This is a genomic window from Alphaproteobacteria bacterium (assembly GCA_024244705.1).
Taxonomy (GTDB): Bacteria; Pseudomonadota; Alphaproteobacteria; order JAAEOK01; family JAAEOK01; genus JAAEOK01.
In genome coordinates, this window is the sequence record JAAEOK010000060.1 from 17,742 (window position 1) to 44,681 (window position 26,940).

25 protein-coding genes are annotated in these 26,940 nt (G+C 59.2%); 22 read left to right on the top strand and 3 right to left on the bottom strand.

Features of this window, described 5'->3' with window-relative positions:
• Nucleotide 1: 1 nt before the first annotated feature.
• The 3 genes from mce to GY791_10225 are packed head-to-tail and all read left to right on the top strand — an operon-like array spanning nucleotide 2 to nucleotide 1,191.
• Complete coding sequence (gene mce, locus GY791_10215; GenBank protein ID MCP4328794.1) at nucleotides 2-406, top strand: methylmalonyl-CoA epimerase; 405 nt, start codon at nucleotides 2-4, stop codon at nucleotides 404-406.
• Nucleotides 407-652, top strand: a complete 246-nt coding sequence (locus GY791_10220) for a DUF1467 family protein (GenBank protein MCP4328795.1) — start codon at nucleotides 407-409, stop codon at nucleotides 650-652.
• Complete coding sequence (locus GY791_10225; GenBank protein MCP4328796.1) at nucleotides 649-1,191, top strand: DNA-3-methyladenine glycosylase I; 543 nt, start codon at nucleotides 649-651, stop codon at nucleotides 1,189-1,191. Before GY791_10220 ends, GY791_10225 begins: the two co-directional genes overlap by 4 nt.
• Before the next feature lie 202 nt (nucleotides 1,192-1,393).
• Here GY791_10225 and GY791_10230 read toward each other — a convergent pair whose 3' ends face one another.
• Nucleotides 1,394-2,683, bottom strand: coding sequence for an NCS2 family permease (locus tag GY791_10230; GenBank protein ID MCP4328797.1), 1,290 nt, complete (start codon nucleotides 2,681-2,683; stop codon nucleotides 1,394-1,396).
• Nucleotides 2,684-2,905: 222 nt separating this feature from the next.
• On the opposite strand from GY791_10230, the gene GY791_10235 reads away from it, so the two are divergent.
• The 19 genes from GY791_10235 (at nucleotide 2,906) to gloA (ending at nucleotide 24,023) form a co-directional block, all read left to right on the top strand.
• On the top strand, nucleotides 2,906-4,219 hold the full coding sequence (locus GY791_10235; protein ID MCP4328798.1) for a proline--tRNA ligase: 1,314 nt from the start codon (nucleotides 2,906-2,908) through the stop codon (nucleotides 4,217-4,219).
• On the top strand, nucleotides 4,220-5,467 hold the full coding sequence (locus GY791_10240; GenBank protein MCP4328799.1) for a lipoprotein-releasing ABC transporter permease subunit: 1,248 nt from the start codon (nucleotides 4,220-4,222) through the stop codon (nucleotides 5,465-5,467).
• On the top strand, nucleotides 5,460-6,143 hold the full coding sequence (locus GY791_10245; GenBank protein ID MCP4328800.1) for an ABC transporter ATP-binding protein: 684 nt from the start codon (nucleotides 5,460-5,462) through the stop codon (nucleotides 6,141-6,143). Before GY791_10240 ends, GY791_10245 begins: the two co-directional genes overlap by 8 nt.
• Before the next feature lie 110 nt (nucleotides 6,144-6,253).
• Nucleotides 6,254-9,721 (top strand): DNA polymerase III subunit alpha, encoded by a 3,468-nt coding sequence (gene dnaE / locus GY791_10250; protein ID MCP4328801.1) that lies wholly within the window; start codon nucleotides 6,254-6,256, stop codon nucleotides 9,719-9,721.
• A gap of 181 nt (nucleotides 9,722-9,902) precedes the next feature.
• Complete coding sequence (gene rpsB / locus GY791_10255; protein ID MCP4328802.1) at nucleotides 9,903-10,844, top strand: 30S ribosomal protein S2; 942 nt, start codon at nucleotides 9,903-9,905, stop codon at nucleotides 10,842-10,844.
• Between the two features lie 100 nt (nucleotides 10,845-10,944).
• Entirely contained in the window at nucleotides 10,945-11,832 is an 888-nt protein-coding gene (locus GY791_10260) for an elongation factor Ts (GenBank protein ID MCP4328803.1), read from the top strand.
• 133 nt (nucleotides 11,833-11,965) lie between these two features.
• Nucleotides 11,966-12,691 carry a UMP kinase gene (locus GY791_10265; protein ID MCP4328804.1) on the top strand — a complete coding sequence of 242 codons (726 nt, stop codon included), beginning with the start codon at nucleotides 11,966-11,968 and terminating at the stop codon, nucleotides 12,689-12,691.
• Nucleotides 12,692-12,694: 3 nt separating this feature from the next.
• Nucleotides 12,695-13,252 (top strand): ribosome recycling factor, encoded by a 558-nt coding sequence (frr, locus tag GY791_10270; protein MCP4328805.1) that lies wholly within the window; start codon nucleotides 12,695-12,697, stop codon nucleotides 13,250-13,252.
• A 4-nt stretch (nucleotides 13,253-13,256) separates the two neighbouring features.
• Entirely contained in the window at nucleotides 13,257-13,991 is a 735-nt protein-coding gene (locus GY791_10275; protein MCP4328806.1) for an isoprenyl transferase, read from the top strand.
• Nucleotides 13,992-14,001: 10 nt separating this feature from the next.
• Complete coding sequence (locus GY791_10280) at nucleotides 14,002-14,796, top strand: phosphatidate cytidylyltransferase (GenBank protein ID MCP4328807.1); 795 nt, start codon at nucleotides 14,002-14,004, stop codon at nucleotides 14,794-14,796.
• Nucleotides 14,790-16,019 (top strand): 1-deoxy-D-xylulose-5-phosphate reductoisomerase, encoded by a 1,230-nt coding sequence (locus GY791_10285; GenBank protein MCP4328808.1) that lies wholly within the window; start codon nucleotides 14,790-14,792, stop codon nucleotides 16,017-16,019. The genes GY791_10280 and GY791_10285 overlap by 7 nt, the downstream gene beginning before the upstream one ends.
• Nucleotides 16,019-17,140, top strand: a complete 1,122-nt coding sequence (gene rseP, locus GY791_10290; GenBank protein MCP4328809.1) for an RIP metalloprotease RseP — start codon at nucleotides 16,019-16,021, stop codon at nucleotides 17,138-17,140. The genes GY791_10285 and rseP overlap by 1 nt, the downstream gene beginning before the upstream one ends.
• Before the next feature lie 31 nt (nucleotides 17,141-17,171).
• Nucleotides 17,172-19,487 (top strand): outer membrane protein assembly factor BamA, encoded by a 2,316-nt coding sequence (gene bamA / locus GY791_10295; protein ID MCP4328810.1) that lies wholly within the window; start codon nucleotides 17,172-17,174, stop codon nucleotides 19,485-19,487.
• A gap of 152 nt (nucleotides 19,488-19,639) precedes the next feature.
• Nucleotides 19,640-20,062: an OmpH family outer membrane protein gene (locus GY791_10300; GenBank protein MCP4328811.1), complete on the top strand. Its 423-nt coding sequence runs from the start codon at nucleotides 19,640-19,642 to the stop codon at nucleotides 20,060-20,062.
• Between the two features lie 215 nt (nucleotides 20,063-20,277).
• Complete coding sequence (locus tag GY791_10305) at nucleotides 20,278-20,754, top strand: beta-hydroxyacyl-ACP dehydratase (protein ID MCP4328812.1); 477 nt, start codon at nucleotides 20,278-20,280, stop codon at nucleotides 20,752-20,754.
• Nucleotides 20,754-21,566 (top strand): acyl-ACP--UDP-N-acetylglucosamine O-acyltransferase, encoded by an 813-nt coding sequence (gene lpxA, locus GY791_10310; protein MCP4328813.1) that lies wholly within the window; start codon nucleotides 20,754-20,756, stop codon nucleotides 21,564-21,566. The genes GY791_10305 and lpxA overlap by 1 nt, the downstream gene beginning before the upstream one ends.
• Nucleotides 21,556-22,380, top strand: coding sequence for a UDP-2,3-diacylglucosamine diphosphatase LpxI (lpxI, locus tag GY791_10315; GenBank protein MCP4328814.1), 825 nt, complete (start codon nucleotides 21,556-21,558; stop codon nucleotides 22,378-22,380). The genes lpxA and lpxI overlap by 11 nt, the downstream gene beginning before the upstream one ends.
• Nucleotides 22,377-23,570 carry a lipid-A-disaccharide synthase gene (gene lpxB / locus GY791_10320; GenBank protein MCP4328815.1) on the top strand — a complete coding sequence of 398 codons (1,194 nt, stop codon included), beginning with the start codon at nucleotides 22,377-22,379 and terminating at the stop codon, nucleotides 23,568-23,570. The genes lpxI and lpxB overlap by 4 nt, the downstream gene beginning before the upstream one ends.
• 36 nt (nucleotides 23,571-23,606) lie before the next feature.
• A complete protein-coding gene (gene gloA / locus GY791_10325; GenBank protein MCP4328816.1) occupies nucleotides 23,607-24,023 on the top strand; it encodes a lactoylglutathione lyase in 417 nt (138 codons plus the stop codon).
• A gap of 15 nt (nucleotides 24,024-24,038) precedes the next feature.
• Here the strand turns inward: gloA and gltA are convergent, their stop codons facing one another.
• Both gltA and GY791_10335 read right to left on the bottom strand, forming a co-directional pair.
• Complete coding sequence (gltA, locus tag GY791_10330) at nucleotides 24,039-25,361, bottom strand: citrate (Si)-synthase (GenBank protein MCP4328817.1); 1,323 nt, start codon at nucleotides 25,359-25,361, stop codon at nucleotides 24,039-24,041.
• Nucleotides 25,362-25,468: 107 nt separating this feature from the next.
• On the bottom strand, nucleotides 25,469-26,869 hold the full coding sequence (locus GY791_10335) for a glutamate--tRNA ligase (GenBank protein MCP4328818.1): 1,401 nt from the start codon (nucleotides 26,867-26,869) through the stop codon (nucleotides 25,469-25,471).
• Between the last annotated feature and the right edge of the window lie 71 nt (nucleotides 26,870-26,940).

Here is a 26,940-nt window from a genome sequence, read left to right on the forward strand (position 1 = left end):
AATGATCGGAAGGCTCAATCACGTTGCCATTGCGGTTCCCGACCTCGAAGCCGCGACCGCGCTCTATCGAGACGCCCTCGGGGCCGCGGTTTCGGAGCCGGTGGATATGCCGGCCCATGGCGTTACGACGGTATTCGTCGATCTCGATAACACCAAGATCGAGCTGCTGCGTCCGCTTGGCGTGGATTCTCCGATTGCCGGTTTCCTCGACCGCAATAAGAGCGGTGGCATCCATCATGTTTGCTATGAGGTGGGCGACATCCTGATCGCACGCGACGCGCTGATCGAGAGAGGGTTGAGGGTCCTCGGCGACGGCGAACCGCGGATTGGCGCTCATGGCAAACCGGTCGTCTTTCTCCATCCCAAAGATTTTTGCGGTACCCTTGTCGAACTCGAGCAGGTCTAAGTGAGCTGGCCTTCCGCCATTGTCACCTTCGTTATAATCTGGTGGTGCGTGTTCTTTATGGCACTGCCGTGGGGCAACCGCGCGCCCGACAACCCCGAGATCGGTCACGCCGATAGCGCCCCCGTGAAGCCGCGGCTATGGCTGAAGGCGGGGATTACGACCGCTGTAGCCGTCGTGCTTTGGGCGATTGCCTATTACATCATCGATTCCGGCCTGTGGTCCTTCCGCGAAATGGTGCGGACATGAACTACTGCGAGATCGCGCCCGACCATCCTTTCCACGGTCCCTACCACGACGAGGAGTATGGCTTTCCGGTCCGTGACGACAGCGCGTTATTCGAACGCCTTATCCTGGAGATCAACCAGGCCGGCCTGTCGTGGCTCACCGTGCTCAAGAAGAAAAAGGATTTTCAACGCGCCTACGACAATTTCGACATCGACCGGGTCGCCGCCTATGGAACTCGAGAGACGGCGCGGCTGCTCAGTGACAGCGGAATCATCCGCAACCGGCTCAAGATCGCGGCGGCGATCGAAAACGCGAGGCGCCTGATCGCGATCCGCGATAGTCACGGCTCGTTCGCGAACTGGCTCGAGGCCAATCACCCGTTGCCGAAAGAGGCGTGGGTAAAGCTGTTTCGCCAGACCTTCAAGTTCACCGGCGGCGAAATCACCGGCGAATTCCTGATGAGTACGGGATACCTGCCGGGGGCTCATGTCGAAGCCTGCCCGGTCTTCGACAAGATCGCCGCTCTCGGTCCGCCATGGATGCGAATCGGGGGCCAATAAAAAAACGGGCAAGGCCCCGTTCGAAGGTCTTGCCAGTTTCATACCCGATGGTCTGACGCGTCAGGAGCAATCCCGGTTCCAAGACGCGATCACGGCCTCCCGAAATCGGGTCGCCATGCGGTTTCGCCGCTTTGGTCCTTTATTGGGACAATTCTATGACATTCCGGGCAGCGGGTCATCTGTTTTGTCCACCAGGCAAAAACTAACCAACGGCGAATTTTGCCACGAATATTAGAGCCAGGACGGCCACCGTCGGCGAAATTTCAGTGAATTTTCCGGCCAAGAGTTTGATCGCCGCGTAACTGATGAAACCGAGCCCAATTCCGGTCGATATCGAAAAAGTGAGCGGCATCGAAATTGCGGTGATAACCGCCGGCACATATTCCGAGACATCGTCCCAATCGAGATCGGCCAGGCTTCGCGTCATCATGCAGGCAACGAATAGAATGGCCGGCGCCGTTGCGTAGGAGGGGATGGTGGCCGCCAAGGGGGCAAAAAACAACGCCACCAGGAACAGAATCGCGACCACTACGGCGGTAAGTCCGGTTCGTCCGCCGGCCTGGATTCCGGCGGTGCTCTCGATATAGCTGGTCGTGGTCGAGGTGCCGATAATAGATCCCGCTACCGTCGCGGTGCTGTCGGCAATCAAAGCTTGTCTCAAGCGCGGCAGACGGCCGTCGGCATCGAGCAGCCCACCCTGATAGGCGACGCCGATCAAGGTGCCGGCCGAATCGAAGAGATCGAACAGCAGCAGGACGAAGACCGCGGTAACGAACCCAATTTCCAGGACGTGGGCAAAGTCGAATTGGAAAAACGTGGGTGCCAGGCTCGGCGGCATGGCGAAGATATCGCCGGCGGGAGTCTCTCCCAACGCGATACCGACAATCGTGATCGATAGGATGCCGATCAGGATCGCCCCGGGAACCCGCCGAACGCTCAGGGCTGAAATCACGACCAGGCCGAGGCATGCCAGCAGCACCGTGGTGCTCTTCAGGTCGCCGAGGCCGACCAGAGTGGCTGGATGGGCAATGACGATCCCGGCATTCTCAAGCGCGATGATGGCGAGGAAGAGACCGATTCCGGCGGCGATAGCCAGTTTCTGTGAACGGGGTATCGAATTGATGATCCATTCGCGAACCGGGAGGATGCTGAGGATTAGGAACAGCAGGCCCGAGAGGAAAACCACGGTCAGGGCGACCTGCCAGCTGTACCCCATCGAGCCGACGATAACGAAGGCGAAGTATGCATTCAGGCCCATCCCCGGGGCCTGTGCGATGGGATAGTTGGCATAGAGCCCCATGATCGCCGAGCCGATCGCGGCCGCCAGGCAGGTCGCGACAAACACGGCACCACGGTCCATGCCGGCATGGGACAAGATGTCCGGATTGACAAAATTGATGTAGGCCATGGTCAAGAACGTGGTCGCACCGGCGATGATTTCCGTCCGTACGGTGGTGCCATGTTCGGAGAGTTTGAAATAGCCTTCGACCATCGTCGTTTCCTTGCCACGGTTCGTTATCCGGTCCCCGGTCCGTTCCGCTGTTCCGTCGTCGTCGGCGAGGATTATAGCCAGGTAATCGGCGCGATTTGGCGCTCTATTTCGGCATGATTCCGCGCGCCAGCGACGGACGATTGGGGCCATTGCCTTGCCGCAGGCCATTGCCTAAAGTCGGCCCGCCGCGGTGGCTCTGAACGGGAATGGATAGCGCGCCTCATGCGATTATCGAAGTTTTTCATGCCGACATTGAAGGAAACGCCGAGCGAGGCGCAAATCGTTTCGCATCGGTTGATGCTGCGCGCCGGCATGATACGCCAATCGAGCGCCGGGATTTACTCTTGGCTGCCCCTCGGCTTTCGGGTGCTCAAGAATATCGAGCGGATCGTTCGCGAGGAGCAGGACGCGACCGGCGCCCAAGAAGTGCTGATGCCGACGATTCAGCCGGCCGACCTGTGGCGGGAGAGCGGTCGCTACGACGACTATGGCAAGGAAATGCTGCGCATCTGTGACCGCCATGACCGCGACATGCTCTATGGCCCGACCAACGAGGAGCAGATCAGCGAGATCTTTCGGGCATCGGTAAAGAGCTACAAGGACTTGCCGATGAACCTCTACCACATCCAGTGGAAGTTTCGAGACGAGGTTCGGCCGCGTTTCGGCGTTATGCGCGGGCGCGAATTCCTGATGAAGGATGCCTATTCCTTCGATATCGACTATGCCAGCTCCCGAAAGTCCTACAACAAGATGTTCGTTGCCTACCTCCGCACCTTCGAACGGATGGACCTGCGGCCTATTCCGCTTCGAGCGGAGACCGGGCCGATCGGTGGCGACCTCAGCCATGAATTCGTCATCCTCGCCGATACCGGGGAAAGCGAGGTGTTTTGCCATCGCGACCTGCTCGGGTTGTCCCTGCGCGATGAAGCGATCGACTACGACGGCGATCTCGAACCCATCGTCGAACGCTACACGTCCCATTACGCCGCCGCCGACGACAAGCACGACAGTGAAACCTGCCCCGTTGCGGCGGAAGACCTGGTCTCGGCGCGCGGTATCGAGGTCGGCCATATCTTCCATTTCGGCACCAAATACTCGAAACCGATGCACGCCGTGGTCACCAGCCAGGCGGGCGAGGAAACCGCCGTCGAAATGGGCTCCTACGGGATCGGCGTTTCGCGCCTGGTCGGCGGCATCATCGAAGCCTGCCATGACGATGACGGCATCATCTGGCCGGAATCGGTGGCGCCGTTCCGGGTTGGCTTGATCAACCTGCGTACCGGCGACACGGCCTGCGACACCGTCAGCGAGGATATTTACGCCCGCTTGATGGCCGGCGGCGTCGATGTCCTCTACGACGACCGCGAGGAACGGGGCGGGGCGAAGTTCGCGGATATGGACCTGATCGGCCTGCCGTGGCAGGTCATCATCGGACCGCGCGGCGTCAAGAGTGGTGTGGTCGAGCTCAAGAACCGGCGCAGCGGCGATCGCGAGGAACTTGCGGTCGACGACGTCTTGGCGCGGTTGGCCGGTTAGATGTTGTTTACGCCGTTCGAGCGCATGGTCGCGTTTCGCTATCTGCGGGCGCGTCGGAGCGAAGGATTCATTTCCGTCATTGCCGGTTTCTCGCTGTTGGGTATCGCGCTCGGCGTCGCCACGCTGATCATCGTGATGGCGGTGATGAACGGTTTCCGCGATGAATTACTGACCCGGATCCTCGGTCTGAACGGCCATGCCACGGTTCGCAGCATCGCCGGATCCATGGCGGACTTCGATCCGCTCGCCGATCGGCTTCGCGTCGCCGATGGCGTCGTAACCATCGCGCCGATCGTCGAGGGGCAGGTCATGGCGACGGCCAATCGCCGCGCCGCCGGTGCGGTGGTTCGGGGAATACGCCCAGGCGATCTGCGCGCGAGAGAGATCGTCTCCGATAATATCGTGGAGGGTTCGCTCGACGAGTTCGGTCAGGACGGCGGCATCGCGGTCGGTGGCCGCCTGGCGCGCAACCTCGGCCTCAAGATCGGTGACAGGGTCAACCTCGTCGCGCCGGAGGGAAGCGTGACCCTGTTCGGCACAGTGCCGCGCATGGCGGCCTATCCGATCGTCGCGATCTTCCGCGTCGGCATGTTCGAATACGACAATACCTTTATCTTCATGCCCCTCGAATCGGCGCAGACCTTCTTCCGGCAAGATGATTCGGTGAGCTTCCTCGAGGTCTATTTCGACAATCCGGAGTTCGCCCTGACCGCCGTCCCGGCGCTCCAGGACATCGCCGGCGTCACCAATCATGTTCTCGATTGGCAGCGATTGAATTACAGTTTTTTCAATGCGTTACAGGTCGAACGTAATGTAATGTTTCTGATCTTGACGCTGATTATTTTGGTCGCCGCGTTCAATATCATATCGAGCTTGATCATGCTGGTGAAAGACAAGGGTCGTGACATCGCGATCCTCCGCACGATGGGCGCGACGAGCGGTTCGGTGCTGCGCATCTTCTTCATCTGCGGCGCCAGCATCGGTGTCATCGGCACCTTGACCGGGTTTGGCCTGGGGATCGCGTTCGCCACCAATATCGAATCCATTCGGCAGGCGCTGCAGAGCCTGACCGGAACCGAATTGTTCGCCGCCGAGATTTATTTTCTGTCGCGGTTGCCGGCGGTTATCGACTGGACGGAGGTGGCCTCGGTCGTCCTCATGGGGCTTGGCCTCTCGTTCCTCGCCACCGCCTATCCGGCATGGCGCGCGGCGCGGCTCGATCCGGTCGAGGCGTTGCGCTATGAGTGACGCGCTCGCGCTCGAAATGCGCGATGTCGTTCGGACCTTTCAGCAGGCGTCGTCGCGACTGGAGGTGCTGCAGGGCGTGAACCTGCAGCTCTCGCGGGGCGAGATCGTGGCTCTGGTCGGGCCCTCCGGGGCTGGAAAGTCGACGCTGTTGCATATTGCCGGACTGCTCGAGAAACCCGATTCGGGTGATGTTCTCATTGACGGCGACGACACCGGCGCCCTGTCTGACGACGCGCGGACACGGACGCGCCGCGAGAGGCTCGGTTTTGTCTATCAGTATCACCACCTGCTGCCGGAGTTCTCGGCGCTGGAGAACATCATGCTGCCTCAGTTGGTGGCACGGATGCCGAAGCACGAGTCGCGGCGCCGGGCGACGGAGCTGTTGGATATGATGGGCCTCAACGATCGCGCCGACCATCGCCCGGCACGACTGTCCGGAGGTGAGCAACAGCGAGTCGCCATCGCCCGCGCGATGGCCAATGTGCCGGCCGTGCTGCTCGCCGACGAGCCGACCGGAAATCTCGATCCGCATACCGCCGATGCCGTCTTCGGCCAGCTCATCACCTTGGTTCATGCGACCGGTCTGGCGGCGCTCGTCGCGACCCACAATGTGGATCTTGCGCGGCGCATGGACCGCATTCTCGAGCTTCAAGAAGGCGTTCTCGTCGCACGCTGATGACGAGTGGTTATCCACAGCATGTTGTGGATAACACTCCCCAAATACATATATCTTGCAGGGGCGCGGGGGTTGTGGAATTCTCGATCGGCACCGCAAAACGTCCCGACATGAGCCACAGCCCTTTCATCCATCTCCGCGTTCACACGACCTATTCGCTTTCGGAAGGCGCGATCAGAATTCCGGAACTGGTGGCCCTGTGCCGAAACGAAAACATGCCGGCGGTGGCGATCACCGATACCAACAATCTCTTCGGTGCCCTGGCCTTTGCCGAGGCCTGCCGTGAAGCCGGTATTCAGCCCATCATCGGCTGCCAGGTTGCGGTCGATACGGGCCGGCCGCTACCAACCGAGAATGGCGTGCCGGCTTCCTTTGATCAACTCGTTCTCCTGGTTCAGAACGAGACCGGTTACCGCAATCTCCTCGACCTCGTCAGCGCCTCGTTCGTCGACACCGACAGTTCGGCGGACCCTCATGTCACGATCGACCAAGTTGCCTCCCGCGCGTCGGGCTTAATTTGCCTAACCGCCGGACCGGCGGGGCCGCTCGGCAGTCGGCTGCAGGACGGGCAGGTCGACGCGGCGGAGGATATGCTGCTGCGGCTGAAAGGCGCGTTCGGCGATCGTCTCTATATCGAAATCATGCGACACGGTCTGGAATGTGAAGATGCCATCGAATCGGCGCTCGTCGAACTCGCGTATCGCCACGAGCTGCCGCTGGTTGCGACCAATGAGGTCTTCTTCGGCGATGCCGCCATGTACGAAGCACACGATGCCCTGGTCTGCATCGCCGGCGGCGCTTACGTCGATCAAGCCGACCGGCGCCGGCTTACTCCGGATCACCGCTTTCGATCGGCGGACGATATGCGCGCCGTGTTCGCCGACATGCCCGAGGCGCTCGACAATACCCTGGTCATCGCCAGACGCTGCGCGTTCATGCCCGAAGCGCGTGCGCCCATCCTGCCGGCGTTCCCGACCATCGATGAGCGCGACGAAGGCGAAGAGCTTGCGCGCCGGGCGAAGGAAGCGCTCGAATCCCGCCTCGAGGCGAACGTCTACACGGCCGACATGGACGCGGCGGCGCGGGAAGCGGCGGGCGAACCCTATCGGCAACGGCTATCCTACGAGCTGGAAATAATCCTCGGCATGGGATTTCCCGGCTATTTCCTGATCGTTGCCGATTTCATTGGCTGGGCCAAGGAGAAGGCGATCCCGGTCGGCCCAGGTCGTGGGTCCGGTGCCGGATCGGTGGTTGCCTGGGCGCTCGGCATAACCGATCTCGATCCCCTGCGATGGGGTCTCTTGTTCGAGAGATTTCTCAACCCCGAGCGTATATCGATGCCGGATTTCGACGTTGATTTCTGCCAGGAACGCCGCGACGAGGTTATTCACTACGTCCAGGAGCGTTACGGCCGGGAAAATGTCGCGCAGATCATCACCTTCGGTACGCTTCAGGCACGAGCCGCCCTGCGCGACGTTGGCCGGGTGCTGCGCATGCCGTACGGACAGATCGACCGCATCTGCAAGCTGGTACCGAACAATCCCGCCAACCCGGTCAAGCTTCAGCAGGCAATCGACGACGAGCCGCAATTACAGGAGATGCGGCGCGAAGACGAGACCGTCGCGCGGTTGATCAATATTGCGCTGAAGCTCGAGGGACTGCACCGCCACGCCTCGACCCATGCTGCCGGCCTGGTGATCGGTGATCGGCCGCTCAAGGAACTGATCCCGCTCTACCGCGACCCTCGGTCGGACATGCCGGTGACCCAGTTCGATATGAAATGGGCCGAGAAGGCAGGCCTCGTGAAGTTCGACTTCCTTGGCCTCAAGACGCTGAGCGTCCTGTCACGAACGGTCGAGCTGTTGAGCCAACGCGGGGTCGAGGTCGACCTTGCCCGCCTGCCTCTGGATGACGCGGCCACTTACGCCATGTTGTCCCGTGGTGAATCGACCGGGGTGTTCCAGATGGAAGGGTCGGGCATGAGGGATACGCTGCGCCGACTGCGGCCGGATCGATTTGAAGACCTGATTGCGGTCGTTGCGCTCTATCGCCCGGGACCGATGAATAACATCCCTCGCTATATCGCCTGTAAGCATGGCGAGGAAACGCCGGACTACCTCGATCCTTCCCTGGAGCCTATCCTGAAGGAGACCTTCGGGATCATGATCTACCAGGAACAGGTCATGCAGATTGCCCAGGTGCTGTGCGGATTCAGCCTCGGCCATGCCGACGTGCTGCGCCGGGCCATGGGTAAGAAGCAGAAGGCGGAGATGGCGGCCCAACGCAAGGCGTTCATCGACGGTGCCGCCGCCAACGGCGTCGACCAATCGCGGGCGTCGCAAATTTTCGATCAGGTCGACAAGTTCGCCGGTTACGGTTTCAACAAGTCCCATGCCGCGGCGTATGCGCTCGTTGCCTATCAAACGGCGTGGTTGAAGGCGAACCATCCGGTCGAATTCATGGCCGCATTGATGAGTTTTGACCTGAACAATACCGATAAACTGGCCGGCTTTCGCCAAGAGGTGGGGCGACTGGGCATTCCGATGCGGCCGCCCGATATCAACCGATCCGAAGCGAATTTCACCGTCGAGGACGAGGATGATGGCGGGGTCATACGTTACGCCCTGGCGGCGTTGAAAAATGTCGGCGCTCAGGCGGTCGATGCCGTGGTCGCCGAACGCCAGGCCAATGGGCCGTTCAAGGATCTTGCCGACCTCGCGGGGCGGCTCGACAACCGAGTCCTCAACAAGCGTCTCCTCGAGAGCCTCGCCGCGTCCGGCGCCCTCGAGCCTTTGATGACGAACCGGAGGCGGGTTTACGAGGGTGTCGAGACGGTATTGCGACACGCAAACGCCGCTGCCAACGACCGGCATAGCAATCAGCACAACCTCTTCGGCGGCAATGACAACGAGGCGGCCGAGGAGATTCCGTTGCCCGACGTCGAGGATTGGCCGGTCATGGATCGTCTCAAGCGCGAATTCGAAGCGGTCGGATATTACCTGTCGGCACACCCGCTTGATGCCTATGGCAAAGGGCTCCAGCGTCTAGACGTGCTGTCGTCGCGAGATCTGATCGCCACGGTCGGACCCGGCGAAGGCAAACGGATCAAGATGGCGGGCACAATCATCGGCCGGCAGGAGCGTACTTCGGCGCGCGGCAATCGATTCGCGTTTGTTCAATTGTCCGATCCTGGCGGCGATTTCGAGGTGACCGTGTTTTCGGAAATTCTGGCCTCGGCCCGCGATTTGCTGGACAGCGGGGATTCTGTTTTGGTTACCATCGATGCTCGCCACGAGGACGATCAGGTCCGTCTGCTGGCTCAGGGCTTCGAATCCCTGGATCATGCCGCGGCTCGCACCGCCGCCGGTCTCGTCGTTTACCTCGACGATGAAGCGGTGCTGCCCAACCTGGCCAGCGTGATCGACCGACAGGAGCCGGGTCGCGGTCGTGTCCACCTAATCCTCGATGCCGAGGGACGGGAAGTCGATCTGTTGTTGGAAAACACCTATCAGATCTCCGCCGCGACGCGGGCGGCGATTAAGTCGATACCTGGAATCGTCGAGGTTCGCGATATCTAGCCGCCCGCCGAGCGGCGGCTTTCTCCTTGCAAATCGGCCCCCCAAGGGCTAACAAACGCGCCACTGAAATCTCACGCGGGATTTGCGGCCAGCGGAGTCTAGTCCGTGCGGTCGATCCGGTGGCCGGGTGCGCCCGGTCCATGACGTCCCGCGGCGGCCAAACCGGAGAAAGGAACCGATTATGGCAGTGCCGACCGTTTCTATGCGCGAGCTTCTTGAGGCTGGCGTACATTTTGGGCACCACACCCGCCGCTGGAACCCGAAAATGGAGCCGTTCATTTTTGGCGTTCGCAACAAAGTCCACATACTCGACCTCAGACAAACCGTGCCGATGCTGCAGCGCGGTCTCGATGCGGTCCGCGACGTCGTCTCGAACGGCGGCCGTGTTCTCTATGTTGGAACCAAGCGGCAAGCCAGCGAGCGAATCGCGGAAGCGGCAGAGCGCTGTGGACAATACTATGTCAACCATCGCTGGCTCGGCGGCATGTTGACCAATTGGAAGACGATGTCGAATTCCATTCGGCGTTTGCGTGAGGTCGAGGCCGAATTGCAGGAAGAGGAATCGGGCCGGACCAAAAAGGAACTCCTGCGCCTGATCCGCGAACGCGACAAGCTCGACCGCGCGTTGGGTGGGATCAAGGACATGGGCGGATTGCCCGATATCCTATTCGTCATTGATACCAATAAGGAATCGATCGCCGTTGCCGAAGCGCGGAAGCTGAAGATTCCGGTGATCGCGGTCGTCGACAGCAACTCGGACCCGGAAGGGATCGAATATCCCGTGCCCGGCAACGACGATTCATTGCGGGCGATCAATCTTTACTGCGATCTGGTGTCGACGGCGGTTCTTGACGGCCTCCAGGAAGAGGCGGCGGCCGGCGGTGTCGATGTCGGCGAGGCCGAGGAACCGGTCGTCGAGGAACTGGTTGTCGCCCAGGCCGAGGACCAGCCCGCCGCGGCCGCCGGTGACGGCGAGGCCGCCTCCGGCAACGGGGCCAGCGAGGACGCTGCCGGTGACCCAGCGGCCGCTGAAGCGACGGCCGAGGTTGCCACCGAAACGGCCGCGGAGTCGGCGCCGGACCAGCCTGCCGTCGAGGAGACCGCGAAGGAAGCACCGGCCTAGGGCAATTGCCACTCGAATAGGTCCATCCGACCGATATCTGTAGAAATTAATATTATATTACAGATATTTCAGGCGAAAAATTAGTGTGAAAGGTGAAGAAATGGCGGAGATCACGGCCGGCCTTGTAAAGGAATTGCGGCAGCAGACCGGGGCCGGAATGATGGATTGCAAGAAGGCGCTGACCGAATCCAGCGGCGATCTTGAGATGGCGGTCGATTGGCTGCGTAAGAAGGGCTTGTCGGCGGCGGCCAAGAAAGCGGGGCGCGTTGCCGCTGAAGGACTTGTCGCGGCGCTCGTCGATGGTCGTCGGGGTGTCTTGGTGGAAGTCAATTCAGAGACCGATTTCGTCGCCCGGAACGAAATTTTCCAGGAATTTGTGGCGTCGGTCGCGCAAATCGCGTTGGTGGAGGGTGGCGATCTCGAAAAGATCAAGGTGAGTAATTTTCCGGCCACCGGTCGAACGGTCGAAGAAGAGCTGGCCCACCAAATCGCGACGATCGGGGAAAACATGACGTTGCGCCGTGTCGCTTCGGTGTCGGTCGATAGCGGGATCGTGGCGAGTTATGTCCACAATCAGGCGGCACCCGGACTGGGCAAGATCGGAGTCCTGGTCGGGTTGGAATCGACCGCCGACGAAAAGGCGCTGGCGCTCGTCGGTAAACAGCTTGCGATGCATGTTGCGGCGGCCAATCCGCAGGCCATCGAGCGCACGAGCGTAGATTCCGTCGCGCTCGACCGTGAGCGGGAAGTCCTCGCGGAACAGGCGCGGGCGTCCGGCAAGCCCGAGGAGATCATCGAGAAAATGGTCGAAGGACGGCTGCGCAAGTTCTACGAGGAAGTGGTGCTTCTCGAACAAACATTCGTTGTCGATGGTGAATCCAAGGTGCAGGGGGTTCTCGACGTGGCCGGCGAGGAAGCCGGCGCACCGATCAATGTGGGCGGGTTTGTCCGCTTTGCCCTCGGCGAAGGCATCGAAAAGCCGGACTAGCGGCCAGCTCGTACTTTTTCATCCCGGCAAGCGGAAAAATACCCATCCGCGCAATAATTTAGTATGATCACCCCAGCGCCGCGCCCCTAACGGGCGCGGCGTGTAATCGTCTGCAACTGATCTCGGATCGTCCATGGAAAGCGCGCCAAGATTTCGCCGCGTTCTTTTGAAGTTATCGGGTGAAGCGCTATTGGGCACGCGGGAATATGGTTTGTGCGCAAAGACCGTCGATCAGGTCGCAGCGGATATTGCGGCCGTCAGTCAAAGCGGCATCGAAGTATGTGTCGTCGTTGGCGGCGGAAATATATTCCGCGGCATCTCCGGTGCGGCGGCGGGGCTGGAACGGGCGAGTGCGGATTACATGGGCATGCTGGCCACGGTCATCAATTCGTTGGCCCTTCAGAACGCGGTCGAACGCCATGGCATTGCGACCCGAGTGATGTCCGCGATCCGAATGGATACCGTTTGCGAGCCCTATATCCGGCGGCGCGCCCTGCGCCACTTGGACAAAGGACGTATCGTCATATTCGCCGCCGGGACCGGCAATCCGTTTTTCACGACCGATACCGCGGCAGCGCTGCGAGCGTCGGAAATGAGCTGCGACGGGCTGTTGAAGGGAACCAAGGTCGATGGCGTCTACAGCGCCGACCCTATGGTGGATAGCGGTGCGGAAAGATATGATCGGCTGAGCTACATGGATGTGCTGTCACGTGATCTGAAAGTCATGGATACCTCGGCTATCGCGCTGGCACGTGAGAACGGCATTCCGATTCTGGTGTTTTCAATACAGAATGCTGGGGCTTTTGCCGGGGTCGTCCGCGGCGAGGGGCAATTCACGTATGTCGGCAGCGAGGATTGAATCGTGGCTAATCCAGACACCAAGGACCTAAAGCGAAGGATGCAGGGTGCGGTCGACGTGCTAGGGCAGGAATTCGCCGGACTTCGAACCGGGCGCGCGTCGACCAGCCTTCTCGATCCGTTGACCGTTGATGCATACGGTTCGCAACTACCGCTCAATCAGGCAGGGACCATCGGCGTACCCGAACCACGTATGCTGACAGTGCAAGTTTGGGACAAGAGCTTGGTCAAGGCCGTCGAATCGGCTATCCGGGAATCCGGGCTCGGGTTGAATCCGCAGTCGGATGGCACGCTGGTCCGGGTTCCGATCCCGGAACTCAGTGAAGAGCGCCGGGTCGAGCTGACCAAGATCGCCGGCAAATACGCGGAGCAGGGCAGGGTGGCGATAAGAAATGTCCGACGTGATGGTATGGAGACTCTAAAGCGAATGGAGAAGGATCACGAAATCTCCCAGGACGAACACCGGGCCTGGGCGGACGATATTCAAAAAATGACAGACGACTTCATTCGCCGGATCGACGAAGCTTTGGCACATAAAGAAGAAGAGATTATGCAGGTTTGAGCGGATGGGCGCGCTTCCGTCGAAAATCGAGAACGCCGAGGCTCCTACTCACGTTGCCATAATTATGGACGGCAACGGGCGCTGGGCGCGCGCGCGCGGCTTGCCGCGCACCGCCGGTCACAGACGGGGCGCCGAATCGGTGCGACGCGCGGTCGAAACCGCGCGCACGATCGGAATTTCGTACCTTACGCTCTACGGCTTTTCATCCGAGAACTGGAAACGCCCACCGAATGAGGTCGACGACCTGATGGGCCTTCTGCGTCTTTATCTCCGGAGTGAGATCAAGGATTTAAGCCGCAACAGTGTCCGCGTGCGGGTCATCGGCGATCGAGGGAAACTGCCCACCGACATCGTGGATCTCATCGAGGACGCCGAGCAGACCACTGTCGGAAACAGTGCGCTGACATTGATCGTCGCGCTGAGTTATGGCGCACGGGCTGAAATCACCGCCGCCGCTCGTTGCGTGGCCCGCAAGGTCAAGAGCGGCGAGCTGGAACCGAACGATGTCGACGAGCATGTATTCGAGCGCTTCTTGTCGACCGATGGAATTCCCGATCCGGATCTCTTGATTCGCACCAGCGGTGAACAACGCCTCAGCAATTTCCTGCTGTGGCAATGCGCGTACGCCGAACTGGTCTTCGTCGATACGCTATGGCCCGATTTCACTCGTGACGATTTCGAAGACGCGATCGATGAGTTTCGGCGTCGAGAACGCCGCTATGGCACAGCGGCAACCTAGGCGCCGACGGATGACGAGACTACGCACGCTCTCCGCCCTTGTGCTCGCTCCGGTCACGCTGGCGGCGGTCTATGCCGGAAGTCCGGTATTTGATCTATTGGTCATCACAGCAGGCGTGATTATGGCCTGGGAATGGACGCGATTGACAGGAAACGGACGATTCGGTTTCGCCGGCGCGACCCTGATTGCCGTCATCTTTGTCGATATCCTGATAGTCGCAGTTGGATGGCCGATCGCGGTGATTCCGATTGCGATTGGCGGTGCAGTCATTACCGCCGGAGTCGCGAACTGGGAAGGCAGCGAGCGACCGATTTGGATGGGTGCTGGCGCCCTCTATGTTGGCCTTCCGTCGGCCGCCTTGCTTTGGTTGCGTGATTATTCGGGCGACGGGCTGGTGATCGTGATATGGCTCCTCGTTGTGGTCTGGGCGACCGATATCGGAGCCTATTTCGCCGGGCGTACCATTGGCGGACCGAAGCTCGCCCCCGCCATCAGCCCCAACAAGACATGGGCCGGATTGGCGGGCGGAGTGTTGTTGGCGGGAGCGACCGGTGCTGTCATTGCGGGCCTTGTTGATGTAACCAATGCGACCATACCTGCGGTGGTTGGCGGCCTTATGGCCATCGTCGCTCAAGCGGGAGATCTTGTTGAGTCGAAGATAAAACGCATTTTCGGTGTCAAGGATACGAGCAATCTCATACCAGGGCACGGCGGATTGTTGGACCGACTCGACGGCGTTGTGGCCGTGGCACCGACGTTGGTCTTTATCAATTGGATTTGGGGAGGCGAAATCCTGACATGGTAGTTGGATCAAATGAGTCGGCGGCCAGCGGCGCGCGCAGTGTGACGATCCTTGGATCGACCGGTTCGATCGGAACCAATACCATTGACCTGATCGAGAATGGTGAAGGTTGCTATAGGATCGCCGCGCTGACCGCCCATCAAAGCGCGGAGACCCTGGTCGAGCAAGCGCGTCGACTCAAGCCCGAGATTGCGGTCATTGCTGATCCGGCGAAATACTCCGCTCTGAAGGAGGGACTGGCCGGTACCGACATCGAGATTGCCGCGGGACCCGAAGCGCTTGTCGAAGCCGCGCAACGCCCCAGCGACTTCGTCATGGCCGGAATCGTCGGATACGCGGGCTTGGCCCCGACTCTCGCCGCAGTTCGCCGCGGCGTGACAGTGGGCTTGGCAAACAAAGAGTGCCTGGTCTGCGCCGGCGATATCGTCATGGCTGAAGTAGAACAGGCGAATGGGACGCTATTGCCGGTGGACTCGGAACACAGCGCCATTTTTCAGGTATTTGAATTCGATCAGGCGCATACCGTTTCGCGCGTGATTTTGACGGCATCAGGCGGGCCGTTTCTAAATCGGGCACGCGTCGAATTGACAAACGTCACTCCGGCGCAAGCGGTGGCGCATCCAAATTGGGATATGGGCGCAAAAATATCGGTTGATTCGGCGACCATGATGAACAAGGGTCTCGAAGTCATAGAGGCCCACCACTTGTTTCCGGTGGAGGACGAGAAGATCGAAATCGTTGTCCACCCACAATCCGTCATCCATAGCATGGTCGAATATGTCGACGGTTCCGTCCTGGCCCAACTTGGGACGCCGGATATGCGAACGCCTATAGCCTATGCACTCGGATGGCCCAGTCGCATTTCGTCACCATCGGCGAAGATCGATTTCATGGCCGCCGGTGATTTGACCTTTCAGGCGCCGGACGACGAAAAATTTCCCGCCATAAGGTTGGCGCGAACAGCGCTCGAAGCGGGAGGGAGCATGCCGGTCACACTCAATGCTGCAAACGAAATAGCGGTGCGGGCGTTCTTGGATGGCGAAATTGGCTTCCTTGATATAACCGACGTTATTGACGCGACGCTCGACAATTCATCGAATACGGCACTCGATTCGCTGGATACGGTCGTGGCAATGGACATCGAAGGACGGCGGCTCGCGACGGAACAGGTGAAGCGAATTTCAAATTCCGAATTCAATGGTTTGAGGAGCGCGGTATCGCAGTGATGGAAATTCTCACAGGAATTTGGGATTACGTCGTTCCCTTCGTGGTCGTTCTTACCGTGCTCGTCTACGTTCATGAAATGGGACATTACCTGATCGCACGCCTCAACGGCGTGCGCGTCGAGGCATTCTCGATCGGCTTTGGCCCGGAATTGTTTGGCTGGACAAACCGCCATGAAACGCGGTGGAAGATCTGTGCGGTGCCCCTCGGCGGCTACGTTAAGATGTTCGGGGATAAGGACGGTTCAAGCGCACCGGATGCCGAATCTATCGCCGAGATGACGGCGCACGAAAAGACTGTGTCTTTTTATCACAAACGGCTGTCGCAACGGACCGCGATCGTGGCTGCGGGACCAATCGCCAATTTCCTCTTTGCGATCGTTGTCTTCACCGGATTCTATATGACCTACGGTCAGCCCTCGACCGTTCCTGAAGTGGCCGCCGTCGTACCGGAAAGCGCCGCCGACCGCGGCGGCCTCAGCGTCGGTGACCTTATCGTCGATATCAACGGTCGAACCATCGATCGCTTCGAAGACGTCCAACTTCTCGTCCAATCCGGCCTCGGTTCGTCCGTGGATATAACTGTCGTCCGTGACGGCAAAGAAATGTCGCTCGTGGTTTTGCCGGAGGTGATCGACATTGTCGACCGTTTTGGCAACAAGGGACAGATTGGTAGGTTGGGGATTCGTAGCTCAAAGGTCGCAATGGAACCCCGCGATAACCCGTTCGATGCGCTTTGGCACGCGACGCTGTCGACCTATGACTACACGATGGTCACCCTCAGGGCGATCGGCCAGTTCATTTCAGGCGCCCGATCGACCAAGGAGATGGCCGGACCGATCGGTATTGCGAAATTGTCCGGAGATATGGCGTCCAATGGTATTAGCGGCATGTTGCTGTTCATGGCCATTCTGTCGATCAATCTCGGTCTCATCAATCTGTTCCCAGTTCCGGTCTTGGACGGCGGTCATTTGCTGTTCTATTTGTTCGAGGCGGTACGAGGCCGCCCGCTCGGGCAAAAGGCACAGGAATACGGTTTTCGGTTCGGCCTCGGTCTGGTCCTATTGCTGATGATCTTCGTGACGTGGAACGACTTGGTGAATATCGTTAGCCGCCTCGTTTAGGCATCACGCAAAGTTGTAGTTCTGAATCGGTATGGGAGGCGTTGTGCGAACAAAATTGGGGTCACTGCTTATCGCCGCCGGTTTTATTTGGGCGCTGTTGGCGTCGGGACTGGCGACAGCTGGTGTCGCTACCGATGAATCGACGCGTATCGATATCGTCGAGGCGATCCGGATTGAGGGCGCGCAGCGGATTGAGAACGAAACCGTACTCTCATACATGGTCATTCGACCCGGCGATCCCTTCGACCCCTCGCGTATGGACCGCTCGCTCAAGAGCCTTTTTGCCACCGGATTGTTTTCCGATGTGACGCTCCGTCGAGAGGTCAATATTCTCGTCGTTCGCGTCGTCGAGAATCCGGTGATCAACCGCATTGCCTTTGAAGGTAACCGCAAGCTTTCCAACGATGATCTCTCAGCCGAGGTGCAACTCCGCCCGCGCGTCGTTTACACCAGAACGAAAGTTCAAAACGACGTCCGCAGAATTCTCGATCTGTATAAACGTAATGGCCGGTTCGGGGCCACGGTAGAACCCAAGGCCATTACCCTTCCGCAGAATCGCGTCGACCTTATTTTTGAAATCAACGAGGGCGACACCACGGATATCGAACGGATCGTATTCATCGGCAACAAGCACTTCTCCGACGCCGAGCTGCGTGAGGTGATCATCACCAGTGAATCGCAATGGTGGAATATCCTCAATAGCAATGACACCTACGATCCCGACCGGCTGACCTTTGATCGCGAACTTTTACGACGCTTCTATCTCTCGAAGGGCTATGCCGATTTCCGAATTATTTCGGCGGTTGCCGAGCTTTCGCCCGACCGCTCCGGGTTCTACATCACGTTCACCGTCGATGAAGGCGAACGGTACAAATTCGGCAAGGGCGAGATAGTCAGCAATATCAAGAATTTGCCGCCGGAAGCATTGTTGGACAGCATCACCTTTGACGAGGGCGATTGGTACAATGCGGAGGAGATCGAAAAGACCATCAATGCACTGACCGATGAGGTTGGCGTGCTGGGCTTCGCATTCGTCGAGATTCGCCCCGATGTCACGCGAGACCCCGATATCAGGACGATCTCGATAACGTTCATTATCCGGGAAGGGCCGCGTGTTTTCGTCGAGCGCATCGACATCATCGGCAACACGCGTACGCTCGACTATGTGATCCGTCGGGAAATCCAATTGGTGGAGGGCGACGCCTTCAATACCCAAAAGGTCCAGCTAAGCCGACGGCGCATGGAGAACCTGAACTTTTTCGAGTCGGTGGAGATCGAAAATCTTCCCGGCACCGATGCGGATAAGACCATTCTCCAAGTCTCCGTTGTCGAGCAACCAACCGGCGAGCTGTCCCTGGGCGCCGGATTTTCGACGGACGAGGGACCTTTGGCCACGGTCGGGATTAGCGAGCGAAATTTCCTCGGGCGGGGCCAAGCGCTGAGGGCGAATTTCTCGATTTCAGGGCGCACCCAACAGGTCGATTTTGGTTTCACCCAACCTTATTTCCTTGGCTACAACATGGTGGCCGGGATTGACATCTTCCGCCTTGCCACGGACCTCGGTGACAACAATACGTTCTCGCAGGAATCGACTGGCGCCAACGTACGTGTCGGATACGAAATTACCGAGTCGCTGTCGCAATCATGGCGGTACACCTATCGGACGGACAACATCACGGATGTTCAGCCGAATGCCTCGACGATCATCATGGAGCAGGAGGGGCGGACACAAACGTCCTCAATTTTCACCGAATTGACATACGACAAGCGCAACAACCGGCAGTTCCCCACCGAAGGCTATTTCATCACGTTTGGAACGCAATACGCGGGACCCGGGGGATCGGAGTATTTTCTGAAACTGACGACAAGCGGCGGCTATTACTTGCCGATTGCGGACGGCTGGAACATCGTCCTCTCCGGTGAAGCCGGAGCGGTCTCCGGCCTGAACAACAAGGACGTCAACATCCAGACCCGGTTCTTCGTCGGCGGTAACGAATTGCGTGGCTTTTCGACATCGGGCATCGGCCCGAGGGATCCGGCATCCAACGACTCTCTGGGCGGCAACTACTTTTATACCGGCACCGTGGAATTGGGTTTCCCGCTCGGGCTGCCGGAAAGCCTTGGCGTCGAAGGCAAGATCTTTACCGATTTCGGCAGCCTGTGGGGCATCGACAATCCGGACAATGATCCCATCCTCGATTCCAGTTCCCTACGGGCGTCGGTCGGTGTCGGTCTGCAGATCACCACGCCGTTCGGTCCGGTCCGCGTTGATTTAGCGCAAGCGTTGCTCAAGGAAAGTTTCGACGAAACCCAGGTGATTCATTTCTCCTTTGGCACGACATTCTAGGGGATCGGTTTGTGATTCGTTCCGTCGTCGCTCGACTCGCTTTGCTCGCACTATTGGCCGTTGCGTTTTGGTCTCCGCCCGGTGCCGGCGCACAACAATTGCCGTCGCCGACAATAGCGATAATTGATGTCGAAGCGTTGATGCGAGATTCTATGGCCTCGAAGAGTATCCGCGCCCAGCTCGAGGAGAGGCGGGCGTCCTATCAGGACGAAATCTCTAGCCGCGAGAGAGACCTCCGAACGGCGGACGAGGAATTGGCGAAACAGCGCTCGGTGCTTTCGGCGGAGGCATTCGCCGAACGCCAGCAGGAATTTCAGAAACAAGTCGCCGAAACACAACGGCATGTGCAGAACCGAAAACGGCAACTGGATCAGGGATTTGCCGAGGCGATGCGTAATGTGGAAGAGGCGATTTCGGAGGTCGCGCAGAACATTGCCGAGCAAACCGGGGTCAATCTCGTGCTGACCAAGAATATGGTGATTTACTCCGTGCCGGCGGTCGATATTACCGAGCAGGTGCTGTTGCAGATGGATCAGTCACTGCCGTCGGTCGAGGTCCTTATTCGAGATAACTAGGACGTCATTTTGAAGCGATGCCTCGCTTCGCCTCCAGTCCCAAACCAATGTAGATTGATAATACGGATCGTCTGGGCAAAAATGCAGGCCAATGCCGATGTTGCATTACGCCGCCCAGGGATAAATTGCGAGCGCGTGGCGCGCGAGGGAAATAGACTTGGAATTAGGGACGCGGAGTGCGGGGGTAGCTAATGCCGGAAACGAAGCCTAAACCGATGGATACGATATCGTCGATCGAAGGCGTTACGGAGATTGGCCTTGAGCGCATCAACGAGGTCCTGCCACACCGTCCGCCCTTCCTGTTTGTCGAGCGCCTCATTGACATCGTGCCTGGCGAAAGCGCCACCGGTGTAAAGACGGTTTCTTCCAACGAAGACTTTTTCCGCGGCCATTTCCCCAAAAAACCTGTGATGCCCGGCGTACTTATCGTAGAGGCAATGGCCCAGACCGCAGCAGCGCTCGTCATGCATTCGCTCGATTGGCCGATCGAACGATTGCGAACCTCGGTTGTCTATTTCATGTCAATGGACACCTGTCGATTTCGTCGCCCCGTGTTTCCAGGGTCGGTGCTTTATCTCCCGGTCACCCGAATCCACACCCGTGGCCGCGTATGGAAATTCCAGGGTTTGGCAAGAGTGGATGGCATTACGGTGGCCGAGGCGCGCTATACAGCGATGATCTCAGACCGATAATGGCGGAAATCCACGCGACGGCATTGGTTCATCCGAATGCCGAACTAGCAGACGATGTCGTCATAGGCGCCTATGTGACGATCGGACCGACGGTCAGATTGGGTCGCTCCGTCGTCGTTGAATCCCATGCCGTCATCGACGGCGATACCGAGATCGGTGAAAGCACGCATATCTTTCCCCATGCGGTAATTGGCTTGGCACCCCAACACCGCCAAGACTCCGGTGCTCACGGTCGAGTAGTTATTGGAGGCAACTGCGTCATCCGCGAGCACGCCACCATTCATCGTGGCACCGAACGCGGTGGCGGGCTCACCTCCGTCGGCAATAACTGCTACCTGATGGTGGGCGTGCATGTTGCTCATGATTGTATCGTTGGCAACGACGTTACGATGGCCAACAACGCGACCCTCGGCGGCCACGTGACGGTCGGGGACCGCGCCTATCTTGGAGGGCTCGCAGGCATTCATCAACATGTTCGGATCGGCAGGTTGGCGATGATTCCGGCGGTGTCCTTGATAAAGGGCAACGTCGCACCGTTTGCGCTGGTCCTGCCGGGTGCCGAGCCGCTAGGTGGAGTATTACGCGGTCCGAACCTTGTCGGCCTTCGTCGCAACGGCTTCTCCCGCACAACGATACAGTGCATCGCCGGCGCGATGACGATGCTATTTTCAGCCGACGACAAATTGGCGGCCAACACGAACGAAGTGGAGTGCCGCTACCCCGACGAAGCTTGTGTTCAAGAAATGGTGCGATTTGTTCAGGACCGCCGCGGCCGAGGTTTTTTGAGGCTGGAAGCTCGCAATGGCGGGTAAGCTCGGTGTCGTCGCCGGCGGCGGAGACTTGCCGATCGAGCTCTACAATGCGGCCGTAAAGCAGGGCAGGGACGCCCTTGTTCTTGCCATCGAAGGCCAGGCGGATGCAGCCAAGTTATCCGGCATTCCCCATAAATGGATCCAGCTGACGGCAATCGGCCGAACGATTGACCTCGCACGCGAGAATGATATCCGTGAGCTGGTCCTGACCGGAGATTTCCAGCCATGGCATTTGAAAGCTCAGGAGCCCGACGCTTGGCTCAGCAAGCGCATGCCGGAAATCATGAGCCGGATGCGGCTTGGTGAAAACGAAGTCGTTGCCTTCCTTATCCAAGAGATAGAAAAGGACGGATTGGCGGTCGTTAGCGCCAGGGCGTTTGCCGCCGACTTGTTTGCGGAAAAGGGGCAGCTTGGAGCATTTGAACCGGACACCGAGGCATGGATGGACATCGTTTTGGGCGTTGAGGCCGCCAAGGCGATCGGCGGTCTCGACATTGGCCAGGCGGTCGTGGTCCAGCGCAGAACGATCCTGGCCGTCGAAGGCGCCGAGGGCACCGATCAACTGATCAGACGATCCAAGGATTTGCAAATGGACGGTCCCGGCGCGGTTCTCGTCAAAATGCGGAAGCCGCAGCAGGAACTCCGCGCCGATCCGCCCACGATTGGCCCGCAGACCATGGTCAACGCTTCCGATGCTGGATTTCGTGGCATCGCGATCGAAGCCGGCGCCGCGGTCGTCGTCGATCGTGAACGGACGATTGCGGTTGCCGACAGCAGCGGATTGTTCCTCGTCGCGGTCCGCGGTGCCGAATGAACAGCATTTCCAAGCCCTCGACACCAGATCCGCTCATTTTTTTGATTGCGGGCGAGCCTTCCGGAGATGCCATCGGCGGCGCCTTGATGACCGCGATGAAACGAAAGACGGGCGGGCGAATTCGGTTTGCCGGGATCGGCGGAGAAGCCATGCAGGCGGAAGGACTCGACAGTCTTTTTCCCATGAGCGAGTTGACGCTTTATGATCTTGGGGACGTCGCCGCGCGATATTGGTCATTGGTGAAAAGGTTGCGGGAGACCGAGAATACGGCCCGCAGCCTCCATCCGGCGGCGATTGTCACCATCGATTGTCCGATGTTTAGCCTTCGCGTTTCCCGTCGCCTGCGCGATCTCGGCGTACCGCTCATTCACTATGTGGCCCCGCGCGTTTACGCCTATCTGCCGGGACGTGCGGCGGCAATGGCAAAATTCCTCGATCATCTGCTGTTTCTGTTTCCCTTCGAGAAGCCCTATTTCGATGCGGTCGGGCTCGAATCGACCTATGTCGGCCCGAATATTCTCGAACGGCCGGACAGTCCCGGTGATGGTCCCGGGTTTCGCCGCCGCCACGGTATCGCGGAAGATGCACGGGTCTTGGCGGTTCTGCCGGGAAGCCGTAACAGCGAACTCCGTCTTATATTGCCGATCTTCGATGCGGTGATAGGACGCTTGGCTCAGGAATTCCCGGATTTGGTGATCGTCGCGCCAACGACGACCCAGATGCGAAAGCGCGTGAGCGACTCGGCAAGCACGTGGCCTGCGCCAACAATTCTCGCCACCGATATCGCGGAAAAGCGGGACGCTTTTGCCGCCTGCGACGTTGCGCTCGCCGCCGCGGGCACGGTGACGTTGGAGTTGGCGGCCGCCGGCGTTCCTGCCGTCGTATGTGGACGAATTGCCGCCCTGAATTTGCTTCGCGTATTTCGCGGCCTGCGCGTTAAATACATCAGCATTCCGAATTGGATCCTCGATCGGGCCGCTATCCCGGAATTCCGCCAATATGGGTGCCGGCCAAAGGCCATCGCCGAGGCCGTCGGCCGTCTGTTGGCCGATCCCGCGGCGCGGGCGACTCAGTCGGCGGATCTCGAGGAAGTGGTCTCGCGCCTTAGGATCGGCGACAAGCGGCCAAGCGATCGTGCCGCCGAACGGATCATGGAGTTGGTTTCCGACGCCAAGATTGCATTAGAATAAAGCGACCGCGAACGATCAAAAAGGGGTACTTGGGCGATGAATGAACGGACGCCGGCAGAAACGCCCCACCGATTGCTTCACACGATGATTCGGGTGCGTGACCTCGATCGCTCGATTGATTTCTACACCCGCCATTTGGGCATGGAGGTTTTGCGCAGAAGTGATTATGCAGCGGGCCGATTTACGCTGGCCTTCGTGGGTTACGGCGATGAGAAGGAACACACCGTCATCGAGCTGACCCACAACTGGGACCAGGAACAGGACTATGAACATGGGTCCGGATTCGGTCACTTGGCGATCGGCGTACCGGATATCTATGCGATTTGCGCCGACCTCGAAAAAGAGGGTGTCAGTATTCCGAGGCCGCCCGGTCCGATGAAACACGGCACCACGGTGATCGCATTCGTCGAGGACCCCGACGGCTACAAGATCGAACTCATTGAGCGCAAGTAAACTAGATGGACGGCGCTAGGCGCGCTCATCGAGGGAGATGAAATTCCGCGCCGACTCCCCGGTATAGAGTTGACGCGGGCGCCCGATTTTTTGGCTGGGATCTTCAATCATCTCGTTCCACTGCGCGACCCAGCCGACGGTCCGCGCCAAAGCGAATATGACCGTAAACATCGACGTCGGTAAACCGATCGCATCCATGATGATGCCGGAATAGAAATCGACGTTGGGGAAGAGCTTCTTCTCGACGAAGTAATCGTCTTCGAGGGCAATGCGCTCAAGTTCAAGCGCTAGCTTGAGCATGGGCTCGTCCTTCTTGCCGAGGTCATCGAGCACCTCATGGCATGAGGCTCTCAGGACGGCAGCGCGGGGATCGTAATTCTTGTAGACGCGGTGGCCGAATCCCATCAATCGGAACGGATCGTCGTGATCCTTGGCCCGAGCGATATACTCCGGAATACGATCAGGATGCTCGATCTCGCGAAGCATGTTCAGCACGGCTTCGTTGGCACCGCCGTGGGCCGGGCCCCAAAGCGACGCGATCCCGGCGGCGATGCACGCGAAGGGGTTGGCGCCACTCGAGCCAGCCAATCTCACCGTGCTCGTCGACGCGTTCTGTTCATGGTCGGCATGGAGAATGAAAATACGATCGATGGCGCGCGCCACAACTGGATTGACCTTGTAGTCCTCGGCCGGCACGGCTTGCGTCATGTGGAGAAAATTCTCCGCATAGGCCAAGCGGTTCTGCGGGTACACAAAGGGCTGCCCAAGAGAATATTTGTATGCCATGGCGGCGATTGTCGGCATCTTTGCGATCAACCGGTAGGACGCGATCATGCGTTGACGCGCGTCATGGATGTCGGTGCTGTCATGATAAAAAGCGGAAAGCGCGCCGACGACGCCAACCATGATCGCCATCGGGTGAGCATCACGCCGAAACCCGCGATAGAAATTCATCAGCTGCTCGTGCAGCATGGTATGCATGGTAATGTCTTGGCTGAATTTCGTTTTCTGCTCGGGGGTCGGTAATTCGCCCTTGAGCAAGAGAAAGCAGACCTCCATGAAATCGCAATTCTCCGCCAGATCTTCAATGCGATAACCGCGGTGGAGAAGGATACCCGCGTCGCCGTCGATGAAAGTGATGGCCGACTCGCAGCTGCCGGTGGCGGTAAACCCAGGATCGAAAGTGAAATACCCGGCGTCGGCATAAAGGCGGCGGACGTCAATCACGGCCGGGCCTTCGGTCCCATGTATTATGGGTAGCTCGTAGGCCTTGCCGGTCGAATTGTCGGTCAGGGTTACGGTATCCGGGGAATCCTGCTTGGCTTGCGCGTCGGTCATCTAACCATCCGGTTAATTGAAAGGAGGGTAGGGGTCAATCTTGCCTCAACAGAATACTTGCCGGGCAACTGAATGGCAAATCGTGGATACGAAACCGAATCCCGCCTCTACGCCGCAATATCGTCGAAGCGGGCGAGGCACTCATCCCGGCCGAGGATGGCCATGACCTCGAAGATGCTTGGTGACGCGGTCGCGCCGGTAAGGGCGGCACGCAACGGTTGGGCAAGTTTCCCCAAGCCAAGCTTTCGCGATGACGCGAATGCACGGGCCTCGGCCTCGAGACTTGCTTCAGACCAGTCTTCGAATACCGATAGCTGTGCGGCGAAGTCGGCAATCAATATTCGGGCCTCGTCGGTCAGCAAAAGTGCCGCCTTGCCGGAAATCCCTATCGGTCGTTTGGCGACATAAAATCTGGCGTTTTCAGCGAGTTCGACAATAGTCTTGGCACGTTTCTTCAGGCCCGGCAGGGCCCCCATAAGCCGCTTTCTGTCGCTTTCCGTCGGCCCTTCGTCGCTTCCGTCGAACAGGTGCGGATCCATGAGCGCGATCAACCGGGCATTGTCGGCATCGCGCAGGTAATGTCCGTTGAGGTTTTCGAGTTTGGCAAGATCGAAGCGCGCCGCCGATTTGCCGACCCCGTCGAGGTCGAACCAAGCGATCGCATGTTCGCGGTCGATGATTTCGTCGTCGCCATGGGCCCAGCCGAGACGGAGAAGATAGTTGCAGATCGCCTCCGGCAGATAGCCCATCTCGCGATAGGCCGCGACCCCGAGAGCGCCATGGCGCTTCGACAATTTCGCGCCATCGGACCCATGAATCAGGGGGATATGGACGAATCGCGGCGGTTCCCAACCGAGCGCCCGATAGAGCTGCGTTTGACGGAACGCGTTGGTCAGGTGATCGTCGCCGCGGATGACATCGGTGATTCCCATGTCATGGTCGTCGACGACGACCGACAGCATGTAAGTCGGCGATCCGTCGGCTCTCAGGAGCACCATGTCATCGAGCTGCTGATTGTCGATCTCGACAGATCCCTGGACGCCATCGTCTATTGTTGTCGTGCCGCCGTTGGGAGCCTTGAACCTCACCGCTGGCGAAACACCTTCCGGCGCTTCGGCGGGGTCGCGGTCTCGCCACCGTCGGTCGTAAGTCGCCGGTCGGCCCTCGACCTTGGCCCGTTCCCGCATTTCGGCCAATTCCGCGGGTGAGGCATAGCAGTTGTACGCGTGTCCGCTCCGCAGCAATTCCTGAGCGGCCTCGCTATGGCGACGGGCGCGTTCCGACTGAAAAACGACATCGCCGTCCCAGGTCAATTCGAGCCAGGACAATCCGTCAAGAATGGCTGCCTTTGCCTCTTCGGTGGATCGTGCCCGGTCCGTATCCTCGATGCGTAGTTGAAAAATGCCGCCATGGTGGCGGGCGAACAACCAGTTGAACAACGCCGTTCGCGCGCCACCGATATGCAAGAAACCCGTGGGCGAAGGGGCGAATCGAGTAACCACGCTCATGGCAATGAGAATCCTTGTTTTGGCCTGATCGGCGCGTGGTGTGTAGCATAAGGGGAAAATCCGCACAGCAG